Origin of the sequence: Vibrio sp. 10N.286.48.F5, assembly GCF_041469785.1 — a bacterium.
Classification (GTDB): domain Bacteria; phylum Pseudomonadota; class Gammaproteobacteria; order Enterobacterales; family Vibrionaceae; genus Vibrio; species Vibrio crassostreae_C.
Window position 1 is genome coordinate 28,922 of sequence record NZ_JBFRLG010000010.1, and the last position, 20,862, is coordinate 49,783.

The window sequence follows — 20,862 nt, forward strand, 5'->3', positions numbered from 1 at the left end:
GATAAAAACTCAACGAAACAATAAGTTAAACGAAATAAGAGCTTTAACGAGAAAAAGTTTTAATGGGACAAAAATTTTAGCGCGGTAATAGTTTCATAGCGGTAATCGTTTTATCGCGCTAATAGTTTTAGCACGATAAGAACAGCTTAAAACTCAGAAGGCACTTCAAATTCCATCCATTCACCGGTTGTTGGGTGAATCAGTTTTAAGTAGCCAGCATGAAGGTGAAGTCGTTCGCGTTTGTATCCGTATAAGTCGTCACCACGAATCGGTACACCAAGCCCTAATGGGTGAGCACAATGCACACGCAGCTGATGGGTACGGCCTGTTTTCGGATACAGATGAACCTTGGTTTTGCCATTATGAGTGCCAATAGCTTGCCAATAGGTGTCTGCGTTTCGGCCGTGTTCATGGCAAACCAGTTGTCTTGGTCTGTCTGTTATGTCACCGCGCAAAGGCAGGCTGATATCGCCAGATTTACCGTCGATTTCACCATCTAACAGAGCGGTGTATCGTTTCTCGACGGTTCTATCAATGAATTGCTTCTGAATGTGCTTGTTTGACTCCGCCGTGAGCGCCAAGATCAACAAGCCTGACGTCGACATGTCTAATCTATGGATGATCAAAGGCCCTGTCGCATTCGGGTAACGCGCTTTAATGCGTGTATAAACCGAGTCTTCGATAAACTTACCAGGAACCGACAAGAACTCCTCGGGTTTATTCACCACCACGATCTCGTCGTCTTCATAGACAATATCAAAAGACTTACCTACAGCAGGATTCACGATAAGCGGATTATCCTCTAATTCAATATCACTTAGCTGGTGGTCGAGGATCTCGAAGCTTTTGCTTTGGCAAACAGGGTATAGGTTTCCGTGCTGGCGAATGACAGCTGTTGGAGGTAATCCCCACCAAAACTCAGACAAAGCTAATGGCTTAAACCCGTGTTCAAAAGCAAAGTTAAGCAGCTTGGGCAGGGAACAGTCGCCAGAGCCTTCAAGAGCGTCTTTGCCATCTAACAATTCAAGTAGGCTCTTTGATTCGAGAGCTTGATTGATAAAGCGATAGTGAGAGAGACGTTGAGTTTCCAACTGTTCTGAAATGGCTTGGTGGTCTTGCTTACGGTTTTTCAGTTCGCTTTCGATCAAATCAACTTGTGATTGGCGCTCTGCGATCTTTTGCTTCCATTCGATACGAAGCGCTTTTAGGTCGCGTTTCTCTTGGCTACTTTGATTGCCCAGTTGTTTGAGCAAATTCGCCGCTGACTCTAGATTCCCCAATGCCTTTTCTTGATTGGCTTGCTCTCTGAGTTCGCTACGTTGAGCTTTATTCGCGGTCATCGCCAACTGAAAGGCTTCGATAGCTTGTGCTGATTCGACTGTTAACTCTTCAAGCTCAGCCACTAATACGTCTAGGTTGTGCGATTGTTGTAGCTTCTTAATGTCATCCGCTAGTTGTGATTGGTGAGCGAGGTTTGCACTATTGTGAGATTGAAACTGTTCTGAATCGAAGGCTGGTAGAACAAAGTTAATGTTGTTTAACTGAGAGGCCAAAGACGGATCTAACTGCAAACCTGAAAATGCAGAAAGGTACCCTAGCTCTTGAGTTGTTGGATCCTGAACAAGAAGAACAGCGTAGAGATTACCTTGCGAGGTTTCGTTTACACCACAGTCGGTGAGCGACTGTTGAAGCTGCAGCATAGCTAATTCACACGTAGGGTGCGGGGTATAGTAATACGGAAACGTAAATCGAGTGGGTAGCGATAAATCTTGGTTCGCTGATTGGTTTAAAGCGTGCAGTGGTGTGTATTGAGCAAGGTTTGCTGACATGAAGATCAAACTCTATGGCTGTTCAGTTAGAGTTCGGTATTGTTGTCGAAATGAAGGCAAATGAGAAGCCAAAGCGAAAGATAAATCGGCTTTGGCTTCATTTAGTTGCTTGTGCTTATCCTAAGTGCGTCCTAGCTTGATTGAAACTCGATCAGTTCGAGTGTTCTAGCTCTACTTGCTCTGCTTTTTGGTAAGCAGGGTGGTCAGCCAAAAGCTTACCGTATTTAGCAATGTTAGGGTAAAGCGCAGTTGCACCAAAGTTACCAACGATTTCTACGATGAACGACATCATGAAATCGGCACCTGTTAGTGTGTCTGCAACCAAGTAGGTTTTACCTTCAAGTGCATTATTCACGTAAGTTAAGATCTTTTGGTTTTCATCGTCAGCGTAGCCGCCAAGGAAATTAGTCTCACAACCGTCTTTCATCACAAAGATTTTAAGCAGCATCGGCAAAATACCTGAACTCTCAGCAAAATGTAGCCACTGTGAATATTCTACGTAGTCAGCTGTGCCGCGTGTTGGTGCGAACTTACCCTGACCGTATTTGTCGATTAGGTATTCCGTGATAGCGCCTGATTCAGTGATCACGATGCCATCGTCTTCAATGACAGGAGATTTACCCAATGGGTGAACGGACTTAAGCTCTGGTGGTGCAAGAAAAGTGACACTGTCTCGTTGGTATGGTTTGATCTGGTAATCTACCCCAAGCTCTTCCAACAGCCAGATGATGCGCTTTGAGCGTGATTTATTCAGGTGATGTAAAGTAATCATGATTCTACCTAGTTAACTAGCGGGTTCAGTTTTGAATTTATTTAGCTTCGTTTGTTTTGATAACAAGCTTACCGAAGTTTTGGCCTTCTAATAGACCCATGAATGCTTGTGGCGCCTCGTCTAGACCTTCAATTAGGTGCTCACGATAGTGCATCTTGCCTTGAGACAACCATTCGGTCATTTGAACAGCAAACTCGTTATAACGGTGCGCGTAGTCATCAAAGATAATGAAGCCTTGCATCTTAATACGCTTGACCAGCAGCGTACCCATCAGGCTAGATATGCGATCCGGGCCTTCAGGCAGTGATGTCGCATTGTATTGAGAGATAAGGCCACATACAGGAATACGAGCACCGGTGTTAAGCAATGGCATTACGGCATCGAAAACCTTGCCGCCAACGTTTTCAAAATAAACGTCGATGCCGTTGTCACATGCTTTAGCCAGTTGCTCCGCGAAGTCGTCAGCTTTGTGGTCGATACATTCGTCAAAGCCAAGCACGTCTTTCGCGTACTGACACTTCTCTTGACCACCAGCAACGCCGATAACACGACAGCCTTTTAGTTTGCCGATTTGTCCAACGGTTGCGCCTACTGCACCTGTTGCTGCTGCAACGACTAGCGTGTCGCCTTCTTTAGGTTGGCCGATATCAAGCAAGCCCATGTAAGCGGTAAAGCCAGGCATACCCATGATGCCAAGCGCGTAAGAAGGGTGCGTTGGTTCTTTTCCGAGTTTGATTAGGCCTTCACCGTTAGACACACCAAGATCTTGCCAACCTGTGTAAGCCAGTACCCATTCGCCAACTTCGTAATCAGCGTGGTTTGATTCTTCAACCTGACATACGGTTGCACCAACCATCACTTCATCAATCGCAACTGGGTCTGCGTAAGATTTAGCATCGCTCATACGACCACGCATGTATGGGTCTAGAGAAAGATAAACTGAGCGAAGTAACATCTCGCCGTCTTTAATTGTTGGTGCGGCTACTGACTCTAAACGGAAGTTATCTTGAGTCGGTGCGCCAATTGGGCGAGAAGCCAATACGATGCGGCGATTGTCTTGTTGAGTCATTGGATATCCTTAATTTTATATTATGTTCATTTGGAATTAGACCAGTCGTCTAGTCTTGTTATCTAAAAATCCCGCCGTCATCAAATTGATAAGAGGGCGGGTTATCTGTCGTCAATAAAGACTAAACACAGTACGTGGTTAGTTTTTACCTTTTAAAATCTGTTGGGTTAGGTTTAAAGCTGATTCTAAGCTGCTTGAGCTCTGGCTTAGTTTGCTTAACAAACTTGCGCCCAACCACATAGAATATAGATTTTGAGCGGTTTCATGGCTGTCTTCAACTTTAATGGAGCCATCTTCAATACCACCAGCAACACAGTGTTGTATCGTAGAGGTCACTTTTTCAGCTCCTTTTAGTAAGGCTTGACGCATAGGATCAGAAAGATCAGAAACTTCAGCACTGAGCTTAACGACTAAGCATTTATGAGCGTTACAGGTACCGTTTTCAATCTGTGACCATCGAGTGAAATAACTGATAATTCGCTGGTAATGGTTGCCTTCACCATGAACCAAAATAGTTTCAACCCTGCTGATGTAGGTCTCAAAATAGTGTTGGATCAGAGCCTCGCCAAATTGCTCTTTCGATTTAAAGTAGTGGTAAAACGACCCTTTCGGCACGTCCGCTTCTTTAAGCAATTGTGATAAGCCAACGCCGTTAAAGCCGTTGTTCACTATTAATTGGTAGCCAACATCTAAAACATGCAGGCGTGTGTCATTCGTTTTTTCGTTCATGGGCAGTACTATAAATTAAATTAGACCAGTCGTCTAGTGATCGGTTTTCGAGGGTATATTTGGTCGTTGTTACAGTAGCTAAATAGCTAAATAGCTAAATATCTAAAGAGGCTTCAAATGTTCAGATATAAAAAAGCCCCGACATAGCGCGTATGTTGGGGCTTAAATCAGTAACTTCGATTATTTGATAGAGATGAGTTCTACATCAAAAATCAGAGTCGATGATGGTGGGATAGGGCCTGAACCGCCTTTACCGTAAGCTAGAGTGCTTGGAATAAATAGACGAACTTTTTGGCCTTCAACCATGTAAGTCAAACCTTCTTGCCAGCCTTTAATTACTTGCTTAAGAGCAAATGAGATTGGCTCGCCGCGCTCAACAGAGCTGTCGAAAACAGTGCCGTCGATTAGCGTACCGTGGTAGTGAACCGTTACTTTGCTGTTCTTAGTTGGGTGCTCTGTGCCTGTACCTTCTTCAAGAACAAGGTATTGAAGACCGCTTTCAGTCGTAATCACGCCTTCTTTAGTGCCGTTTTCAATTAGAAATTGTTGGCCTTGTTCGAAGTTTTCTCCGCCAGACTTATGATTCGTCCAAGTACGGTAAATCATGAAACCCGCCAAAAGAAAGACAATGACCGGGATGACAAATTTAGACATAGTAAAACCTATTTATATTGAGTGCTGAATTTCGTAGTTAATACAAAATGTGTTAATCAGTTGACTAAAGCCGTGATTATGGTTGAGTCAAAAGGTAGTTGATCGTTTTTGCAATGCCAGCAACGTCTTGGTGACCTGCTGTTAGTACTTGGTATTTACCGTTGATGATAAAGGTTGGTACTGAGTTGATCTGACCTTTTACTGAGATCTCTTCTGCTTGCTTAACGTAGTCGAAAAGAGCGACTTGCTGTTCTTTATTCAGCTGGTATGGGCTAACCAAACCACGAGAAGTAAACGCTGTCTCTAGTGCTTGTTGACGCTGCTCAGGTGTTGCATCTGCACCCATTTGAACGGCACCAAATAGGTCGTCCATGAATGCGTGGTCAGGCGTCGCATCAAGCTGCATCACTGCTGTGTAGTAGATCATTGCGCTGATTTGAGCGCTTTCGTTGAACGTCACGTGCATCTTGCCAATAGTTTGGTCTGTTAGAGATTCAATCTCTGGAATGGCACTTTCCATTTGACGGCAGTGACCACAGTTAAGAGAGAAGATTTCAGTGATCGGAGACAAGTTAAATTCTGTTAGAGCAGTAGGAAGCGCTTCGTATTGAACGCCTTTTTGTGGCTCGTCTGTTTCACTACAACCCGCGATAATGAGTACGGCAGCGAGTGCTGTGATGAATTTAGTAAATGGTTTAAACATAATGTTTGCTCTAGCGTTGAGAAGTCGTGAGATTCTAACTATTTAGTACGAATTGGAAAACAATTATAAGGTAAATAAATGCAAACAGTTCGAACTAGCGGCTGAAGACAAGCTAGTAGACGGTTAACTGTGATCAACAGCACTTTTTGGGGTTCTGCTTTCTTTTCGTCTAAAGTTTTTCCCTCGGTGCCGATATAGACATTAGTGAATGGTTTATCTGCATGAGTGGTTGGTGAAGTAATGAGATATTTAGCGATAATGTTAAGCATAGCTTTGGCTGGGTGTGAAGCCACGTCACCAACTGACTTACTTGGCGGTGACATGCTAGAGACTGCACCACAAACCGATTACGACTTGATGCATCCTGAATGGGGTGTGGTTCAAACGACTCATGTAGCAAGCAATCGTGGGTACTCTATCCAGAGTAGCACTCATCAACACAGAACCATCACGACCAACTACGGACGTGGCGTTTCGACTAACGACCCACTGGAAGTCTTTTTAAGACAAAACCGCATCGATTTTGAAGTGTTGCCGGGTAACCATGTGATGGTAAAGCTTGAGCAGCACGTGAACTTTAAAACAGGTTCAGCATTCCCTGAGCCAGCGTATAATCAATGGCTAGATACGCTAGGCAGCTACCTTGCTCAACGCCAAGATATTGATGTGGTGATTGAAGGGCACACCGATAACACGGGCACAGATCGAATCAATGATCCGCTTTCAGAGCAGCGAGCAAAAGAAGTGAAGGCTCGATTAGAGAGTAACTACGTATCAAGTCGTTCCATCTATACTCGTGGCTTCGGTGAGTATGTTCCAGCTTGCACCAACGCTTCTGCGCAAGGCAAGGCGTGTAACCGCCGTGTTGAATTGATGCTGATTGTCACGAAGTAGTCGTTTGAACTTTCGCGCCCAATTTGAAGCGATTAACGCCAAATAACAGACATAAAAAATCCCTCACATTCGAGGGATTTTTTGTATCTGACTTTTGTTGCTTTATTGCTTATGCAAACTGCTTTTCTAAGTAAGTCACGATATCTGAAGATTCGTACATCCACTCAGTTTTACCGTCTTTTTCGATACGTAGACAAGGCACTTTCACACGACCGCCGCCAGCTTCAAGCTCAGCACGGTGTTGCTCGTTGTTTTTTGCATCACGAAGTTCAAATTGAACCGACTGACGTTTCATCGCGCGGCGCACTTTCACACAAAATGGGCACGCTTCGAATTGGTATAACGTGTGCGTTTTTGCTTGCTCATTTACTTTGCTTTGTTCTTCTTGAGAACGCTTCACACCACGTGGGCTGAAAACAAAATTCAATAACAAGATGACACGACCTAAGAACCAACGGATAAACTTCATAACTCTCTCTACATATTTAAAATTAGCGTTACAATTTGCAGCATTATATACACAAGTTTTGTCAGATGCTCGCAACAAACCGCTAATATCTATTTTGTCCGTTCGATCGTATGAGACTTAGCCACATTTAGCCCTAAACGCTTAGACAGTCGAGTCAGATTTGCTCGGTCTGTTTTCAGAACTCGCCCTGCTTGTGCCCAGTTAAAGTTGGCATCTTCCAACACCTCAGTAATGATACTGCGTTGAAAATCGTCCGTTGCACCACGTAGCCCTGCAGAAAGGTCGATCGTTGGTGTCGATAATGGTGTGTTTTTCACCTGAGTCGTCGCAATTGGCTGATCTTGGTCTAGAGGACCACAATCTTCCTTGGTGATTGTCACCAGGTTTTTATTGGTGCTGCGCGCTAACGCTTTCAATGCGGAACGACTGATCACATGCTCAAGTTCACGCACGTTACCCGGCCAACCATAACGGTTTAGGAAAGAAAGAACGTCGGAGCGGAACTTAACTTGGTTGATACCAAGCTTACGACGAGCTTGTTCTAAGAAGAAACCCGCTAATAGGCTGATGTCGTCACCACGATCTTTCAGTGCTGGCACCGCGATAGGATACACACTCAATCGGTGGTACAAATCGGCTCTGAATCGACCGTCTTCAACTTCTTGTTTTAGATCTCGGTTTGTCGCTGCCAATACTCGCACATCAATGGTTTGAATGTTGTCTTGGCCAACCGGTTGGATTTCGTTGTTTTGCAGCGCACGTAGGAGCTTACTTTGAGCGGCCAAAGGCAATTCACCAATCTCATCAAGGAACAGTGTGCCACCATCGGCTAAAGCAAATTTACCTAAGCGGTTTTTGTCTGCGCCAGTGAACGCGCCACGAACGTGACCAAACAGTTCACTCTCTACTAAGTTTTCAGAAATTGCAGCACAGTTTACGTAGACGAGTGGGTTACGTTTACGTTGAGATTGGTGGTGCAGGGTGCGAGCCACAAGCTCTTTACCAACCCCGGTGTCACCATGAATCAAGATATTAAACTCAGATGGAGCTACAACAGCGATGTCGTTCTTAAGCGCGACCATGGTGTCACTGTTACCAATCAACTCACCGCCGTCACGTTCCCACGCTTCTACGTTCAATTCTTCGAGTAATTGCTTTGACTGTTTTGCTTGATGCTCAAGTTGCGAGAAGGTCAGTGCCATCTGCATGGTTGAGGCTGCAATAGCTGCCAGTACTTCAAGGTTACGCGCCGGAATATTCGCGAAGACATCAGGTTTCAAGCTGTCTAGAGTCAGAATACCTAAGAGCTTATCGCCAAATAGCAAAGGCAAGCCCATACAAGCATGCATTGGTAAATCGCCATCATGGTCAATAAGCAAACCATCGAAAGGATCGGGTAAGGAGCTGTCAGCATCGAAACGAACAGGAGAGCGAGACGCGCAGATCTCTTCAAACCGTGGGTGTTCTGAAATGATAAAGCGACGACCGAACGTATCTCGGCTGAGCCCTTGCATTGCGATAGGTACTAGCGTGTCGCCTTGAAGGCTTAAAAGCGCGACACAATCACACGTTATGGTTTTGCGAATGGCATCGATCAGGCGATTGAAACGATCTTGATCGTTGACACCACTTGCGAGGCCAATGGTCATTTCCATGAGGGTAGATGCGGAGATATCTTGCATAAAAAACTCTAACTGTGTGTGTTTATCTACATAATAGAGTCTTATTGACTTAAAAAAAAGGTCTTTTTGACATTTTTATAAGATGAGTTTTGAGAAGAAAACCAGTAATGACGGGGATTGATAAAGTTGGCACTGATTGTGCAGAAGATACAGAGAAGCCCAATTATAGCGCTGATTAAACAGACTATTCTTGATCTCAATCAATCAGGTTGCATTAATCAGGTTTCGCGATTTTTTGAAATGAAAACGAGTCAAAATAACTCAGTTTCTAAAAATAACTAAGGTTTCAGAAAATCGATAAGTCATTCTTAATTTTTAGTAGTCAAAATGACATATAGGTCATAAGGCTCAGTGTTCGGAGTAAATTCATGCTTAACAATGCACATATCGAAATCATCAAATCTACTATTCCTCTACTTGAGAGCGCAGGCCCAGCTTTAACTCAGCATTTTTATCAACGTATGTTCACGCATAACCCTGAGTTGAAAGATATCTTCAATATGACTCACCAAAGAACAGGTCGCCAAGGCGTAGCACTGTTTGAAGCTATCGCGGCATATGCAAAGAACATTGAAAATCTAGCAGCGTTAACAACTGCCGTTGAACGTATTGCTCAGAAACACACAAGCTTTAACATTCAACCAGAGCACTACCAAATTGTTGGTTTGCACCTGATTGAGACATTACGTGAACTAGCTGCTGACGCCTTTACTCCAGAAGTGGAAGAAGCATGGACAGCCGCTTACCTATTCTTGGCGCAAGTATTCATCGATCGTGAAGCTGAACTTTACCTACAGCGTAAGCAAGCTGTTGGTGGTTGGGAAGCAGCGCGTGCGTTTGTGATTGCAGACAAAATCGAAGAGTCAGCGCTAGTAACAAGTTTTATCCTTCAGCCAAAAGACGGCGGTGAAGTTCTGGATTACACACCAGGTCAATACATCGGTATCGAAGTGAAACCAGAAGGCTCTCAATACAGCGAGATTCGTCAATACTCACTGTCTGATAAGCCAAACGGCAAGCAATACCGTATTTCTGTTAAACGTGAAGGACAAGGCCAAGAGACACAAGGCGTTGTATCTAACCACCTACACGATAAGGTTGCTGTTGGTGATGAGGTTAGCCTATACGCACCAGCGGGTGACTTCATGTATCAAGAGCGCAGCAAGCCAGTAACACTTATCTCTGCAGGTGTTGGTGTAACGCCAATGCAGTCTATGCTTGAGTTCCTAAACACGGAAGATAAAAACGAGCCAGTACTTTACCTTCACGCTTGTGAGAACGTAGGCCAACACTCTTTCACGACTCGTGTTAAAGATATTGTTGCCGACAAAGGTTGGGAAGCGAAAACGTGGTACATGAACAAAGATGAATCTGCATGTGAAAACACGCATCAAGGTCAAATGGATCTAGCGTCTATCTCTGATACTAAAGGCTTTGAAGAGAGCGATTTCTACATCTGTGGTCCTGTTGGTTTCATGAAGAACATCGTAGAGCAGCTAGATGCAATGAAAGTTGACCGTTCACGCGTTCACTACGAAGTATTCGGCCCTCACGCTAACTTCTAATAGGTCTCGGCATTTCTAGTAACACTCGCCTGAACTATTAATACCTTGCCTATTCAAAGGCCTCACAGTGTGAGGCCTTTTTGGGTTTGGTTGGTTTTGTCTGACATCATCGACTACTGCAGAACACGATGGTTCAGCTAAGATCTTTTCGCTTCTATCTAAGAACGTTTCATCTTCTTGGACATGTAGTCGGAATCGAAAAACTCAGGCCAGTACATTTTTACGTAACCACCGGCAACCCAAATCACTAGAATGGTGGCGATGGTTAGCTCAAAGAAACCAAACTTGTGTAGCCAATACCATTGTGGGTATTCCGCGCCGAAAAATGTAGTTAGACGATGCATGGCAATAGCGCTGATCACAGATGGGAAGGTGACGGCAGCAATCGAAGGTTGGAACTTCAAACGCATCAGGCGGATGTAACACAAGTAAATCAACAAAGTCATGGTGATGGCAATGCCCGCCAATGCACCTGTTAGAATCGGGTCTGGGTTGTCGAAGTTAACCAAGTAAGCGGCTAAAGATAAGTTAACCGGAGCTGCCATGATAGCGAGTGTTGGTCTTGCTCGGCGAGGAAGATTGCCTTCGAACACCAAGCGGTACAACACCACTGGCAACATAAGGAAATAGATACCAATACAAGTGACCGCAAGTGTTTCTGAAAATACGGTGTGCCCGAACTGTGTGCCAGCTAAGGAACTGCTGATCAAACCGACCGGATACAGAAACCAACTCGGTACAATGTTCGACATTTTGAAGTTGATGATCTGAAAACTGAAGAACAACACCATCATGGTAAAGTGCAGCAATAGCGCGCAGAACCAAACTGGGTAGGCGATAGCTGGCGATATCTCGGCTAAATAGTCGCACAGAATCAGTAAAGCCATGCTCATTGGTGCCATCAAGCTTCCGCTTAACGGGTGGCGAATATCATTAAGGAAGGTATTAAAGCTCGTTAAATAGCGCAGTAAAACAGGCAGCAATAATAGCGCGCCGAATGCAGCGAGGTAGGGACGAATTATCTCACCAATGCCCGGGATATATAACGCCCAAGCTTGTCCTAACCCAATAACGCCAAGTGCTAAAGACGCCTGAGATGGCGGCACATTTTTTACTTGGGTTAATCTTCTCCAGTTCAACGACTTGCTCCGACTTAGTTAATTACAGAATATTGGACTATTTGCCTTAGTTAGAGTGTGTAGGTCTTCCATCAATAGATTTTGAGGGCACTCAACTAATTTTGAGTGGATGATACCAAGTTTAACGTTTGCTTTTTTGATTTTGATACGGAATCGGGAGATTAAGCACGTTGAATGTGTGCTTTTGTTTCATGAGTCATTTGTAATTAACGTACTTCCTCTTGTTGAGGGAGATCTTGTTGTCTTAGTTTTTCGTTTTTCAGCGTACGGTTAAGCAGTTGACTGTAAATTGGCTGCCCACCTAACATTTGAGCAATGATTACCGCACCTAAGCAGGTGATGATCAACGGCAGGATCAGGTAGTAGTTATTGGTCATTTCGATAACCAACAGTATGCCAGTGATAGGCGCTCGCACGGTGGCGGCAAATAATGCTCCCATGCCAGCAATTGCAAACATACCCGGTTCAATATTCAGTTCGGGAAAGAATGCCGCTGCGATAAGCCCGAACGCATAACCAAAGAGTGTTCCTAGCGCAAGCATTGGTGCAAAGATACCGCCTGGCGCACCAGAGCCGAAACAAAGCAGGGTAGTGAGGACTCGGCCTAAGAAAATCAACAACAACACATTGGCGCTGTAGCTGCCATTCGTGATGTTCGGGATGATACCAATACCACCACCAGTTAATTCAGGTATATAAAGGAGCAACAAGCCAAAGCAACCGCCAAGTAGGGTGCCTGTCATCAAGTAGCGTTTACGGTCATTCTTGTGGATCGCCACAAACAGGTCTTGGGAAAGCGTAATCAGTTTATTGAAAATCACACCAAACAGGCCGAACAACACACCTAATAATAAGAATAACCAAAGTGCGTCGAGTTCAGGCGGCTGGTACTGAGGCATTGTGATAACGGCAGATTGGCCATTGATAGAACGAAATACAATGTTGGCTGAAACTGCTGAGATGATGACGGCTTTGATTGATATGAGTGAGTAGCGAAACTGCGGTCTCATCTCCTCGACTACAAACATGATGCCTGCCAGTGGTGCGTTGAATGCGGCGGCTAAGCCACCAGCGGCACCTGAAGCCAACAGTGAGTGGCGAGTGTCATCATCTTTGACTCGAAAGATATCGGTGACCATGCGACCAATACTGCCGCCCATTTGAACGGTTGGCCCTTCGCGGCCTAAAACCATACCAGAGCCTAACGCGCCCATGCCGCCAAAGAATTTTACGGGTAATACTCTCCACCATCGAACAGGGCGCATGCCGTCCATTGCCCCTTCGATTTCAGGGATACCTGAACCGGCAGCTTCTGGAGCAAAACGGTGAACGAGGAAATAGCCAATAAAGGCAAATGCCGCACTAATAAGGAAAGCAGCAAGCCACAATGGTAAATGGCTACCGATTTCATCTTTCAGCCAATCGGTACGAGTTTCTGTGATGAAATGAACCGCAACTTCGAAATAAGTACCCACAACGCCCGCAAGTACACCCACAATACAAGAAAGAAAGAGAACGGAGGCTGGGGTCTTATCTCTTGAGAGAAATTGATTGATAGCATCCCTTGGCATTTTTGCTAGTAAGGACTGCTTAATTTTCTCTCTTCTGGTCATAGAAATAAGTTTCCTGAATGAGTTAAGGCGGGGTTGCATTAAATTATACGCTTCCTCTGCATATCCTATAGCAACAAAGATGAAAAGTTGAATTTCATTTATGGAATGTGCGTGTTACATAAATGGAATCTATGGTCAATAGTGGAATCACCGTCACAGTTTTGATCGATTCTCTGGCGGCGGCTTGAATATCCCCAAAAATGAACCATAGTTAAATCGTAAAGCAACATAACGAACCGCAAGGAGAAGTGAGGTTTTACACACAATTTGGATGGATTCAGAAACAAAGTTTTAGTTCCTCGTTAAATGTTCAGGTCGATATTTAAGGCTTCCTGATTCGCGAACTCACGATTGAGTAACGAGGGTGAGGCGTACTGAGTAAGTACGCCTTTAGTTCGTCTGGAGCATCCCATTTTCATCGTTCCCCCCTTTTCTAGTGACACCCATACAACTTCTGGCTTAAATCATTCTCCGTATAAACAAGCGATTGGGGTCAATTTCTCCGTGATTGTGTATATACTCCCTTAAAAAGGAGAACTGATATGACTAAAAAAGTTCCTACAAACATCATTACGGGTTTCTTGGGTGTTGGTAAAACGACAGCCATCTTAAACCTGCTAAAAAATAAACCTGAGAATGAAAACTGGGCTGTTCTGGTTAATGAATTCGGGGAAATCGGCATTGACGGTGCATTGATGACAGATCAAGGCGCTTTGATTAAAGAAGTGCCGGGTGGATGCATGTGCTGTACTGCGGGCGTGCCTATGTCAGTGGGTATTAATGCCTTACTTCGCCAAAAGCCAGACCGTTTATTGATTGAGCCGACAGGGCTTGGTCACCCTAAACAGGTTATAGCGACACTGACTTCCGATCAGTACACACCATATGTCGATTTAAAAGCGACGCTTGGTTTGGTTGACCCACGAAATCTGTCTAATGAAAAGTACACCTCGAATCAGAATTTTAATGATCAACTAAATAGTGCAGATGTGATTCTTGGTACTAAGGTTGACCTTGTTCATTCTGAAGACATCGATGTGTTCAATGATTGGGTGACGGATCAAACGCCAGCAAAAGTCTTCCATAAGCTAATTCACGATGGTGAAGTGCCATTGGAAGTGTTAGACATTGAAAGAGTATACGGCAGTGCTTCATCTCATATTGAAGCGCATCATCACGATCACGCTGAACAAGAGCCTCAATTCCAACTTCCTCCTGGTGAAGCTTTCATCCGTAAAGAGAATAAAGGACAGGGCTATTTCAGTTGTGGTTGGTTGTTTGGCGCAGAGCATAAGTTCGACTTCGATGCGCTATTCTCTATGTTGTCAGATCTAATGGCCGAGCGTGTAAAAGCTGTCGTGAACACCGACCAAGGTTGCTACGCATTCAATGTGGCGAATCAAGTCGTGTCTGTGAACGAAATTACGCTTGATGGCTTTGAATCTCGACTGGAAGTGATCGACTCGCAGCTCATGCCATGGGGCGATCTCGAGCAGATTCTACTCAAGCTGTGTGGCATCAAATAGCCCTGTTTTTGCTGTTTGAACCAAGGATCTTGGTGTTTACCTCGTTGAAGGCGGGATAAACACCAGATTAAATGAGAAAGTTTGCGTTATATCACGATAAATGTGAGATAAATCACTCTAATTACTTTATAGTGCTCGGCTGAAATAAGAATGTAGGCTGTCTGCTTAAGGAACCCGTAACAATGTCATTTTCCTCTCAAGGTTTTGCTCCTGAATTAGTCAAAGCGTTGACTGAGTGTGGTTATGAAAAACTCACTCCAATTCAACAAAAAGCGATTCCAATGGCTCGTAAAGGCCATGATATTTTTGCTACTGCTCAAACCGGTACGGGTAAAACAGCGGCATTTTCATTGCCTGTTATCCAACACCTTTTGAACAGCGGTAAAAAGGCGTCTAGAGGAACGGCTCGCGGCCTTATTCTTGCTCCAACTCGTGAGCTTGCTGCGCAGATCGCTCAAAACATTAAAGACTACGTTAAATACACAGATCTAAGTGTTTCTGCGGTTTACGGTGGTAACAAGATGTCTTCACAAGTTCGTCAACTAGAACTGGGTGTGGATATTTTGGTTGCAACACCTGGCCGTTTAGAAGAGCACTTAGAAGCGGGTAACGTGTCTATTGCTAACCTAGAATTTCTAGTATTTGATGAAGCTGACCGTATCCTTGATATGGGCTTTATCAATGCCGTTCGTAAGATCATGTTGGATGTAGAAACATCACCGCAAATCATGATGTTCTCTGCAACGACTTCTACTCAGTTAAACCAACTGTCTGTTGATATTCTGCGTAAACCAAAACGTATTAGTGTTGAGCGCGAAAACTCAACGGCTGCTACTGTCGGCCACGTGGTTTACCCAGTGGATCAAGAGCGTAAAACAGAACTGCTTTCTGAGCTGATTGGTCGTAAAAACTGGCGCCAAGTGCTTGTTTTTGTTAACTACAAAGAAACAGCGAACGATGTAGTTAAAGAGCTTAAGCTAGACGGCATTAAAGCAGTACTGTGTCACGGTGATAAAGCGCAAAGTGCTCGTCGTCGTGCTCTAGACGATTTTAAAGAAGGTAAAGCGCGTGTAATGGTAGCAACCGACGTTGCGGCTCGTGGTCTTGATATCGAAGGCTTACCACACGTAATTAACTACGACATGCCTTTCCTAGCAGAAGACTATGTTCACCGTATTGGCCGTACAGGTCGTGCAGGTAAGCAAGGTCACGCTGTCTCTTTCGTTAACCGCGAAGAAGAGCTGACTGTCGTTCAAGTTGAAAAACTGATTCAACAGCGCATTCGTCGTGTTGAACAACCGGGTTATGAACCGAAGAAACGTGATGCTTACATCGAGAAGCTGAACACTAAATCGGCTTACAAAAACCGTCAGGGTCGTAAGAACAACGCGAACGAAGAGCCACAAGATCAAGCAAGCGCTGAACGTCGTTTGACTATGATGAAGCGAATTAAAAACCGTCGTAAGTAATTACGGTTGGTGATTGAAAAGAGCCACTGTTATGTGGCTCTTTTTGTTTGTATTGATCGCAATATTGTTTATTGTCATTACTGCTTCGTTTCAACCTCGCTTCATTTCAAGCCCGATCAAGAAACAAGAACTAATAAATAAAAACAAGTCGATAAGGTAATAATATGGATAGCGCACTACTTTGGGCTTTTATTCCCACGTTTTTCTTCGTGTCAATCACGCCCGGTATGTGTATGACTTTGGCGTTGACACTTGGAATGAGTGTTGGATACAAGCGTACATTATGGATGATGATCGGTGAACTGGCTGGTGTCGCTGTGGTTTCTATTGCCGCGGTATTGGGTATCGCTTCGATCATGTTGAATTACCCATGGCTATTTACGGGCTTTAAATTTGTTGGTGCGGGTTACCTGTTTTATTTAGGCGTTCAGATGTGGCGTTCGAGAGGCAAACTGGCGATCAGTACTGACAACCAAACAACAAAAGTCAGCAATGATTGGGACTTGGTGGTTCAAGGTTTTGTCACTGCAATTGCGAACCCAAAAGGCTGGGCGTTTATGATTTCTTTGCTGCCTCCTTTTATTAACAGCAATAAAGACTTAGCACCGCAGTTACTCATTCTCGTGTCGATCATTCTGGTTTCTGAGTTTGTTTGCATGACTTTATACGCGACCGGCGGTAAGAGCTTAAAACATATGCTCGGCAAGGCGGATAACGTTAAGTTGATGAACCGTATTGCTGGTACGTTGATGATGGGTGTTGGTGTGTGGCTGTTCGTGAGTTAATTCTGAAAAGCGATAACGGTTAGAGATCTCCGACTCAGTCGTCCCTCCTTCTCGAGGATGACTAGAGCTTGGTATGACGAGCTCTTTGGATGATGATAAGTTTTTAAGGCTTGGTTCCTTACTTAAACCGAAGAATGCATAGAATATAAAAAGAGCAATAGGGCATTTGGCCTTATCGCTCTTTTTGATTTTACTGAGCTAGCGAACAGAAACTAGATAACAGAAATGTTTCTGATCTTAGCTAGATTTGCGTATTAAACCGCGATTTCACCGCCGTCTTCACGACGAATCACAACCGTAGATGCTCTTGGACGAACATTGCCTTGAGTTTGTGCTGTTGCATCTTCAGACGATGGCCAGTTTGCAGGGTGTTGAATGTTCACAAACAGTGATTTGAAATCTGGGCTGATGGTAAAGCCAGTCACTTCACAACCGTTTGGACCCACAAAGAAGCGTTTAAGCTGTGCTTGGTTGTTTGCATCAATCACCGCACTGTTGCCGTTGTCATCCGTTAACTGAGATGGAACCACTGCCAGCATTTGGTCATTGGTGTAGCCAGTTACTTCGTCTGCGCCGTTATCTGTCTGAATCCACAAGATGCCACGAGCATCAAACGCTAAGCCGTCAGGGCTCGCGAATTGGTTCATGTCTGTTAGACCAGAGCGGTTAATAGACTTGTCTTCCACTGCTGGTGAACCAAATACGAAGATATCCCAATCGAACTCGCCTGCCGTTTTGCCTTCATCCCAACGGATAACATGACCGAACTTGTTGTCTACGCGAGGGTTCGCAGAGTTCGCTTCTTTACGCTTGTTGTTATTAGTCAGCGTTAGGTAAGCCGTACCCGTCATTGGGTCAACAGAGCACCATTCAGGGCGATCCATTGGCGTTGCACCAACAAGGTCGGCAGCGCCTGCTGTATTGATGATAAGCGCTGCTTGAGAGTCAAATGAATCACCTAGCTTACCGCCGTTTGTAGTCTTGCTGCCCAACGTTAGTGGTAGCCAAGTACCTGAACCATCATCGTTGAACTTAGCCACATACAGCGTGCCTTTATCCATGTACTTGTCACCCGCACTTAGGCGATTACTCGGTTCTGCGTCACGCGGGTCCCATTTCTCTTCAGAAACAAATTTGTATAGGTATTCAAAGCGAGAATCGTGACCAGAGTAGAATACGATTGGCTCGCCTTCGGTCAACTTACCAAACGTACAGCCTTCGTGACGGAAACAACCCAGTGCAGAACGTTTCTTAGCGCGAGAGTTTGCTGTGTATGGGTCGATTTCAACAATGTAGCCGTGACCGTGTGCTTCGTTACGGTAATCGTCCATTGCTGACTCACCTGTTGGTGTTACGTCAAAGCGAGCAAATTCGTCTAGGCGTTCTTGTTTGTCACCAGAAAGTGTGTCCCAACCGTAACGTGTTTTGTCGGTAGCGATACCAATACGTTCTTGCGCTGGTGTTGTCTCGCCTTTGTTAACGAAATAACCCGGCCAGTTTTCTTCACACGTTAGGTAAGTGCCCCATGGTGTGTAGCCATTACCACAGTTGTTCAACGTGCCACGAGCTTGGCTGCCGTCTTGTGAGAACTTGGTTTTGGTAAATTCACTGTGTGCAACAGGACCAGACAGATCCATTACGGTCGCGCCTGTGTAGCGGCGGTTCAGAGGATCGTTATCGACCATCACCCACTGGTTGCCATCAAGTTTTACACGAACCACACTGACGCCGTGAGCGTTGATCTCTTTGCGAACTTCATCAAGGCTAGGGCGGTTGCCTTCATCGTATGTAGGGCCATTAGCGTGAAGTGCTTTTTGGTCGATGTATTCGTGATTAATCACCAACAAACCGTCGTTGCTGTTGCCATTAAGCGGGAAGAAGTGCATGCCGTCGTGGTGCATGCCCAGTGAGTTTGCTTGATCTTGTGCGTTGTTGGTTCCATCTTTTAACCAAGCATTGCCTTGTTTGTTAAGTGGCGTGCCCCAAGGAACCAATACTTGTGCTGTATAGCCTTTCGGTACGACAACACTGTCAGTCAATGAGCCTTTAACCGATTCGAATGCAAGTGTAGCAGTGCTTTTTTGCGGTGCGCTATATGATGCTGTCGCCGCGTGCGCTGTGCTGTGGCCTGCTAAACCAAAAGCACCAAACGCCGTCATTGCACTGATGCCTAAACCGCCTTTGAGAACATTTCTTCTTGAAAGGTTCGCATCTAAAACTTCTTCGAAGGGTTTGTTTTTGCTCTTATTAAAACGAGTGCTATCAAATGTTTCCTTGCTCATCTTTACTGCTTCCTATTGGCTGATTTTATTATTCGTTATTCATGACTTACCCACCTACTAACTAATTGGTTAATAAGTTGGGTCAATGTGTGACTAATCGTGAAGCAGTTAAGTGACAGATTTTTATAGATTTGATTAAGGTTTTGTTTCTGTAGCACGATTTTTGCCATTAACACCCTTGTGTAATACAAAACTCTTGGGGATTGATGTGGAACTGTGTATAAATGCTTTATCAAACGAAAAGAGAGGCAGTTATGAAATTAGATAAAATCGAAAACAAAAATCGTCGCCTACGCAAAAAACTATACCTAGGTGAATTCGCGATTCTGGGTTTTGAAGTAAGCTGCAAGACATCGATTACTGATTTTGATCAATACGATGTGTTCATTGATGAGTTCATTGATTTCATCGACAGCATCGGTCTATGCTTTGGTGGCGGTGGCCTAGAGCTGTTTGAAGGTTTCTTATGTTCTATCGAGCGTTACCGATCAGTAACTGAAGCAGAACAACTGCAAGTTGCACAATGGCTTGAAGCGCGTGCTGAAGTAACGAAAGTTGAAGTAAGCGAGCTTATTGACGCAAACTACGCGTTCTAAATTGATGTTGTACTGTTAGCTCGATTGAAAGGCCAAATACGGCTTAGGAAAGAGTAACAACAGTACGCTAGAATAAAGGCCGAATCGTTAAATCGATTCGGCCTTTTTGCGTTTTATTCGTTCCATTTCTATTCTTTATCTTCTTTTCTATCCCTTCTGACGTAAATGATAAATTGATATTTTTCGATTAAATATTAGGACTTTATCGCTATTTTTATTTGCAGTAATAAGTTTGGATAAACTTGTGAGAGTTTTATGAGAATTCAATGAAGTTGCTGATAGATTTGATCGTCATTCTTAGAGTCAACAACACCACAGTTCGTTCTGGCAAAGGTAACGGTATATCGCTGTTATTCGTTTTGTTGGCAACGATAGGACTCGATAAAGGATGGAATCAAAATGAATAAACGTACTCAAATCAGCTTAGTGATCAGCTCGGCTATGTTGGCCTTCGGAGCGGCTCAAGTTCAGGCTGCTGAGCTTGAAGTCACTGTCACTAATGCAACGAAAGGGATCTACTTTACGCCTATCTTAGCGGCGGCTCATGACTCAAGCTTGTTCATGTTTAGAACGGGTGAAACGGCTTCTTCGGAACTAGAGTCCATGGCCGAAGGTGGCGATATTTCAGGTTTATCTGGTGTCATTGCCAACGCGGGAGGCGTGGTGGTTGAGAACCCAGCGGCCGGCATCCTCAATCCAGGCGTCGCAACTACGTTTGATATCAGTATTGGTGATTTAGAGTACCTATCATTGGGTGCAATGTTGCTGCCGACAAACGACGGCTTTGTTGGTCTAGATAGCTGGAAGATCCCAACTCAAGCGGGCACCTACAAAGCGACTCTAAATGGTTATGACGCAGGCACAGAAGCCAATGATGAGCTGGCGGGCAGTATGCCGAACCCTCCATTCATTACCTTTGGCGCTGGTGGCACAGGTGTAGAAACGGCAGTATCAAACGCTAAGGTTCATATTCATCCAGGTAACATTGGTGATGGTGATGCGGCGGGCGGCATCAGTGACCTCGATAGCAGTAGCCATCGATGGTTAAACCCTGTTGCAACTATCACCATTGTTGTGAAGTAAGGG

At 44.6% G+C, this 20,862-nt stretch carries 19 protein-coding genes; 8 read left to right on the plus strand and 11 right to left on the minus strand.

Going from position 1 to position 20,862, the window contains the following annotated elements:
- Window positions 1-146: 146 nt before the first annotated feature.
- From AB4185_RS08490 to AB4185_RS08515, 6 genes are all read right to left on the minus strand, one after another.
- The gene (locus tag AB4185_RS08490; protein ID WP_372135339.1) at window positions 147-1,829 is read right to left on the minus strand and encodes a pseudouridine synthase; all 1,683 of its coding nucleotides are present in this window, start codon (window positions 1,827-1,829) and stop codon (window positions 147-149) included.
- 151 nt (window positions 1,830-1,980) lie between these two features.
- Window positions 1,981-2,601 carry a glutathione S-transferase family protein gene (locus tag AB4185_RS08495; protein ID WP_004731417.1) on the minus strand — a complete coding sequence of 207 codons (621 nt, stop codon included), beginning with the start codon at window positions 2,599-2,601 and terminating at the stop codon, window positions 1,981-1,983.
- Between the two features lie 37 nt (window positions 2,602-2,638).
- A complete protein-coding gene (locus tag AB4185_RS08500) occupies window positions 2,639-3,670 on the minus strand; it encodes an NADP-dependent oxidoreductase (RefSeq protein WP_017078296.1) in 1,032 nt (343 codons plus the stop codon).
- Between the two features lie 138 nt (window positions 3,671-3,808).
- The gene (locus tag AB4185_RS08505) at window positions 3,809-4,399 is read right to left on the minus strand and encodes a TetR/AcrR family transcriptional regulator (protein WP_029405009.1); all 591 of its coding nucleotides are present in this window, start codon (window positions 4,397-4,399) and stop codon (window positions 3,809-3,811) included.
- A 180-nt stretch (window positions 4,400-4,579) separates the two neighbouring features.
- Complete coding sequence (locus tag AB4185_RS08510; protein WP_017062642.1) at window positions 4,580-5,053, minus strand: FKBP-type peptidyl-prolyl cis-trans isomerase; 474 nt, start codon at window positions 5,051-5,053, stop codon at window positions 4,580-4,582.
- A 76-nt stretch (window positions 5,054-5,129) separates the two neighbouring features.
- Complete coding sequence (locus AB4185_RS08515; RefSeq protein ID WP_017062641.1) at window positions 5,130-5,756, minus strand: thioredoxin domain-containing protein; 627 nt, start codon at window positions 5,754-5,756, stop codon at window positions 5,130-5,132.
- A gap of 258 nt (window positions 5,757-6,014) precedes the next feature.
- Here AB4185_RS08515 and AB4185_RS08520 point away from each other — a divergent pair, with 258 nt between their 5' ends.
- The gene (locus AB4185_RS08520) at window positions 6,015-6,650 is read left to right on the plus strand and encodes an OmpA family protein (RefSeq protein WP_029235219.1); all 636 of its coding nucleotides are present in this window, start codon (window positions 6,015-6,017) and stop codon (window positions 6,648-6,650) included.
- Between the two features lie 109 nt (window positions 6,651-6,759).
- Here the strand turns inward: AB4185_RS08520 and AB4185_RS08525 are convergent, their stop codons facing one another.
- Together AB4185_RS08525 and norR are read right to left on the minus strand one after the other, a co-directional pair.
- Window positions 6,760-7,119: a glutaredoxin gene (locus AB4185_RS08525; protein WP_017062638.1), complete on the minus strand. Its 360-nt coding sequence runs from the start codon at window positions 7,117-7,119 to the stop codon at window positions 6,760-6,762.
- Between the two features lie 89 nt (window positions 7,120-7,208).
- On the minus strand, window positions 7,209-8,801 hold the full coding sequence (gene norR, locus AB4185_RS08530) for a nitric oxide reductase transcriptional regulator NorR (protein WP_017062637.1): 1,593 nt from the start codon (window positions 8,799-8,801) through the stop codon (window positions 7,209-7,211).
- A 368-nt stretch (window positions 8,802-9,169) separates the two neighbouring features.
- On the opposite strand from norR, the gene hmpA reads away from it, so the two are divergent.
- Window positions 9,170-10,366, plus strand: a complete 1,197-nt coding sequence (hmpA, locus tag AB4185_RS08535; protein ID WP_065583915.1) for an NO-inducible flavohemoprotein — start codon at window positions 9,170-9,172, stop codon at window positions 10,364-10,366.
- 158 nt (window positions 10,367-10,524) lie between these two features.
- On the opposite strand, the gene AB4185_RS08540 is transcribed toward hmpA, so the two are convergent.
- Window positions 10,525-11,472 (minus strand): TDT family transporter, encoded by a 948-nt coding sequence (locus tag AB4185_RS08540; RefSeq protein WP_017062635.1) that lies wholly within the window; start codon window positions 11,470-11,472, stop codon window positions 10,525-10,527.
- A gap of 239 nt (window positions 11,473-11,711) precedes the next feature.
- Window positions 11,712-13,118 carry a H(+)/Cl(-) exchange transporter ClcA gene (gene clcA, locus AB4185_RS08545; protein ID WP_017064484.1) on the minus strand — a complete coding sequence of 469 codons (1,407 nt, stop codon included), beginning with the start codon at window positions 13,116-13,118 and terminating at the stop codon, window positions 11,712-11,714.
- Between the two features lie 542 nt (window positions 13,119-13,660).
- Between clcA and AB4185_RS08550 the strand changes: the two genes are divergently transcribed.
- From AB4185_RS08550 to AB4185_RS08560, 3 genes are all read left to right on the plus strand, one after another.
- Window positions 13,661-14,644 carry a GTP-binding protein gene (locus AB4185_RS08550; RefSeq protein ID WP_372135340.1) on the plus strand — a complete coding sequence of 328 codons (984 nt, stop codon included), beginning with the start codon at window positions 13,661-13,663 and terminating at the stop codon, window positions 14,642-14,644.
- A 182-nt stretch (window positions 14,645-14,826) separates the two neighbouring features.
- Window positions 14,827-16,113 (plus strand): DEAD/DEAH box helicase, encoded by a 1,287-nt coding sequence (locus tag AB4185_RS08555; protein ID WP_372135341.1) that lies wholly within the window; start codon window positions 14,827-14,829, stop codon window positions 16,111-16,113.
- Between the two features lie 164 nt (window positions 16,114-16,277).
- Window positions 16,278-16,898 carry a LysE family translocator gene (locus tag AB4185_RS08560; protein WP_017062631.1) on the plus strand — a complete coding sequence of 207 codons (621 nt, stop codon included), beginning with the start codon at window positions 16,278-16,280 and terminating at the stop codon, window positions 16,896-16,898.
- Between the two features lie 254 nt (window positions 16,899-17,152).
- Here AB4185_RS08560 and AB4185_RS08565 read toward each other — a convergent pair whose 3' ends face one another.
- Window positions 17,153-19,180: a PhoX family phosphatase gene (locus AB4185_RS08565; protein WP_372135342.1), complete on the minus strand. Its 2,028-nt coding sequence runs from the start codon at window positions 19,178-19,180 to the stop codon at window positions 17,153-17,155.
- 254 nt (window positions 19,181-19,434) lie between these two features.
- Here AB4185_RS08565 and AB4185_RS08570 point away from each other — a divergent pair, with 254 nt between their 5' ends.
- From AB4185_RS08570 to AB4185_RS08580, 3 genes are all read left to right on the plus strand, one after another.
- Complete coding sequence (locus AB4185_RS08570; RefSeq protein WP_057623238.1) at window positions 19,435-19,776, plus strand: YggL family protein; 342 nt, start codon at window positions 19,435-19,437, stop codon at window positions 19,774-19,776.
- Between the two features lie 266 nt (window positions 19,777-20,042).
- Window positions 20,043-20,183 (plus strand): hypothetical protein, encoded by a 141-nt coding sequence (locus AB4185_RS08575; RefSeq protein WP_017067451.1) that lies wholly within the window; start codon window positions 20,043-20,045, stop codon window positions 20,181-20,183.
- Entirely contained in the window at window positions 20,176-20,859 is a 684-nt protein-coding gene (locus AB4185_RS08580; RefSeq protein ID WP_372135343.1) for a spondin domain-containing protein, read from the plus strand. Before AB4185_RS08575 ends, AB4185_RS08580 begins: the two co-directional genes overlap by 8 nt.
- Window positions 20,860-20,862 lie beyond the last annotated feature (3 nt).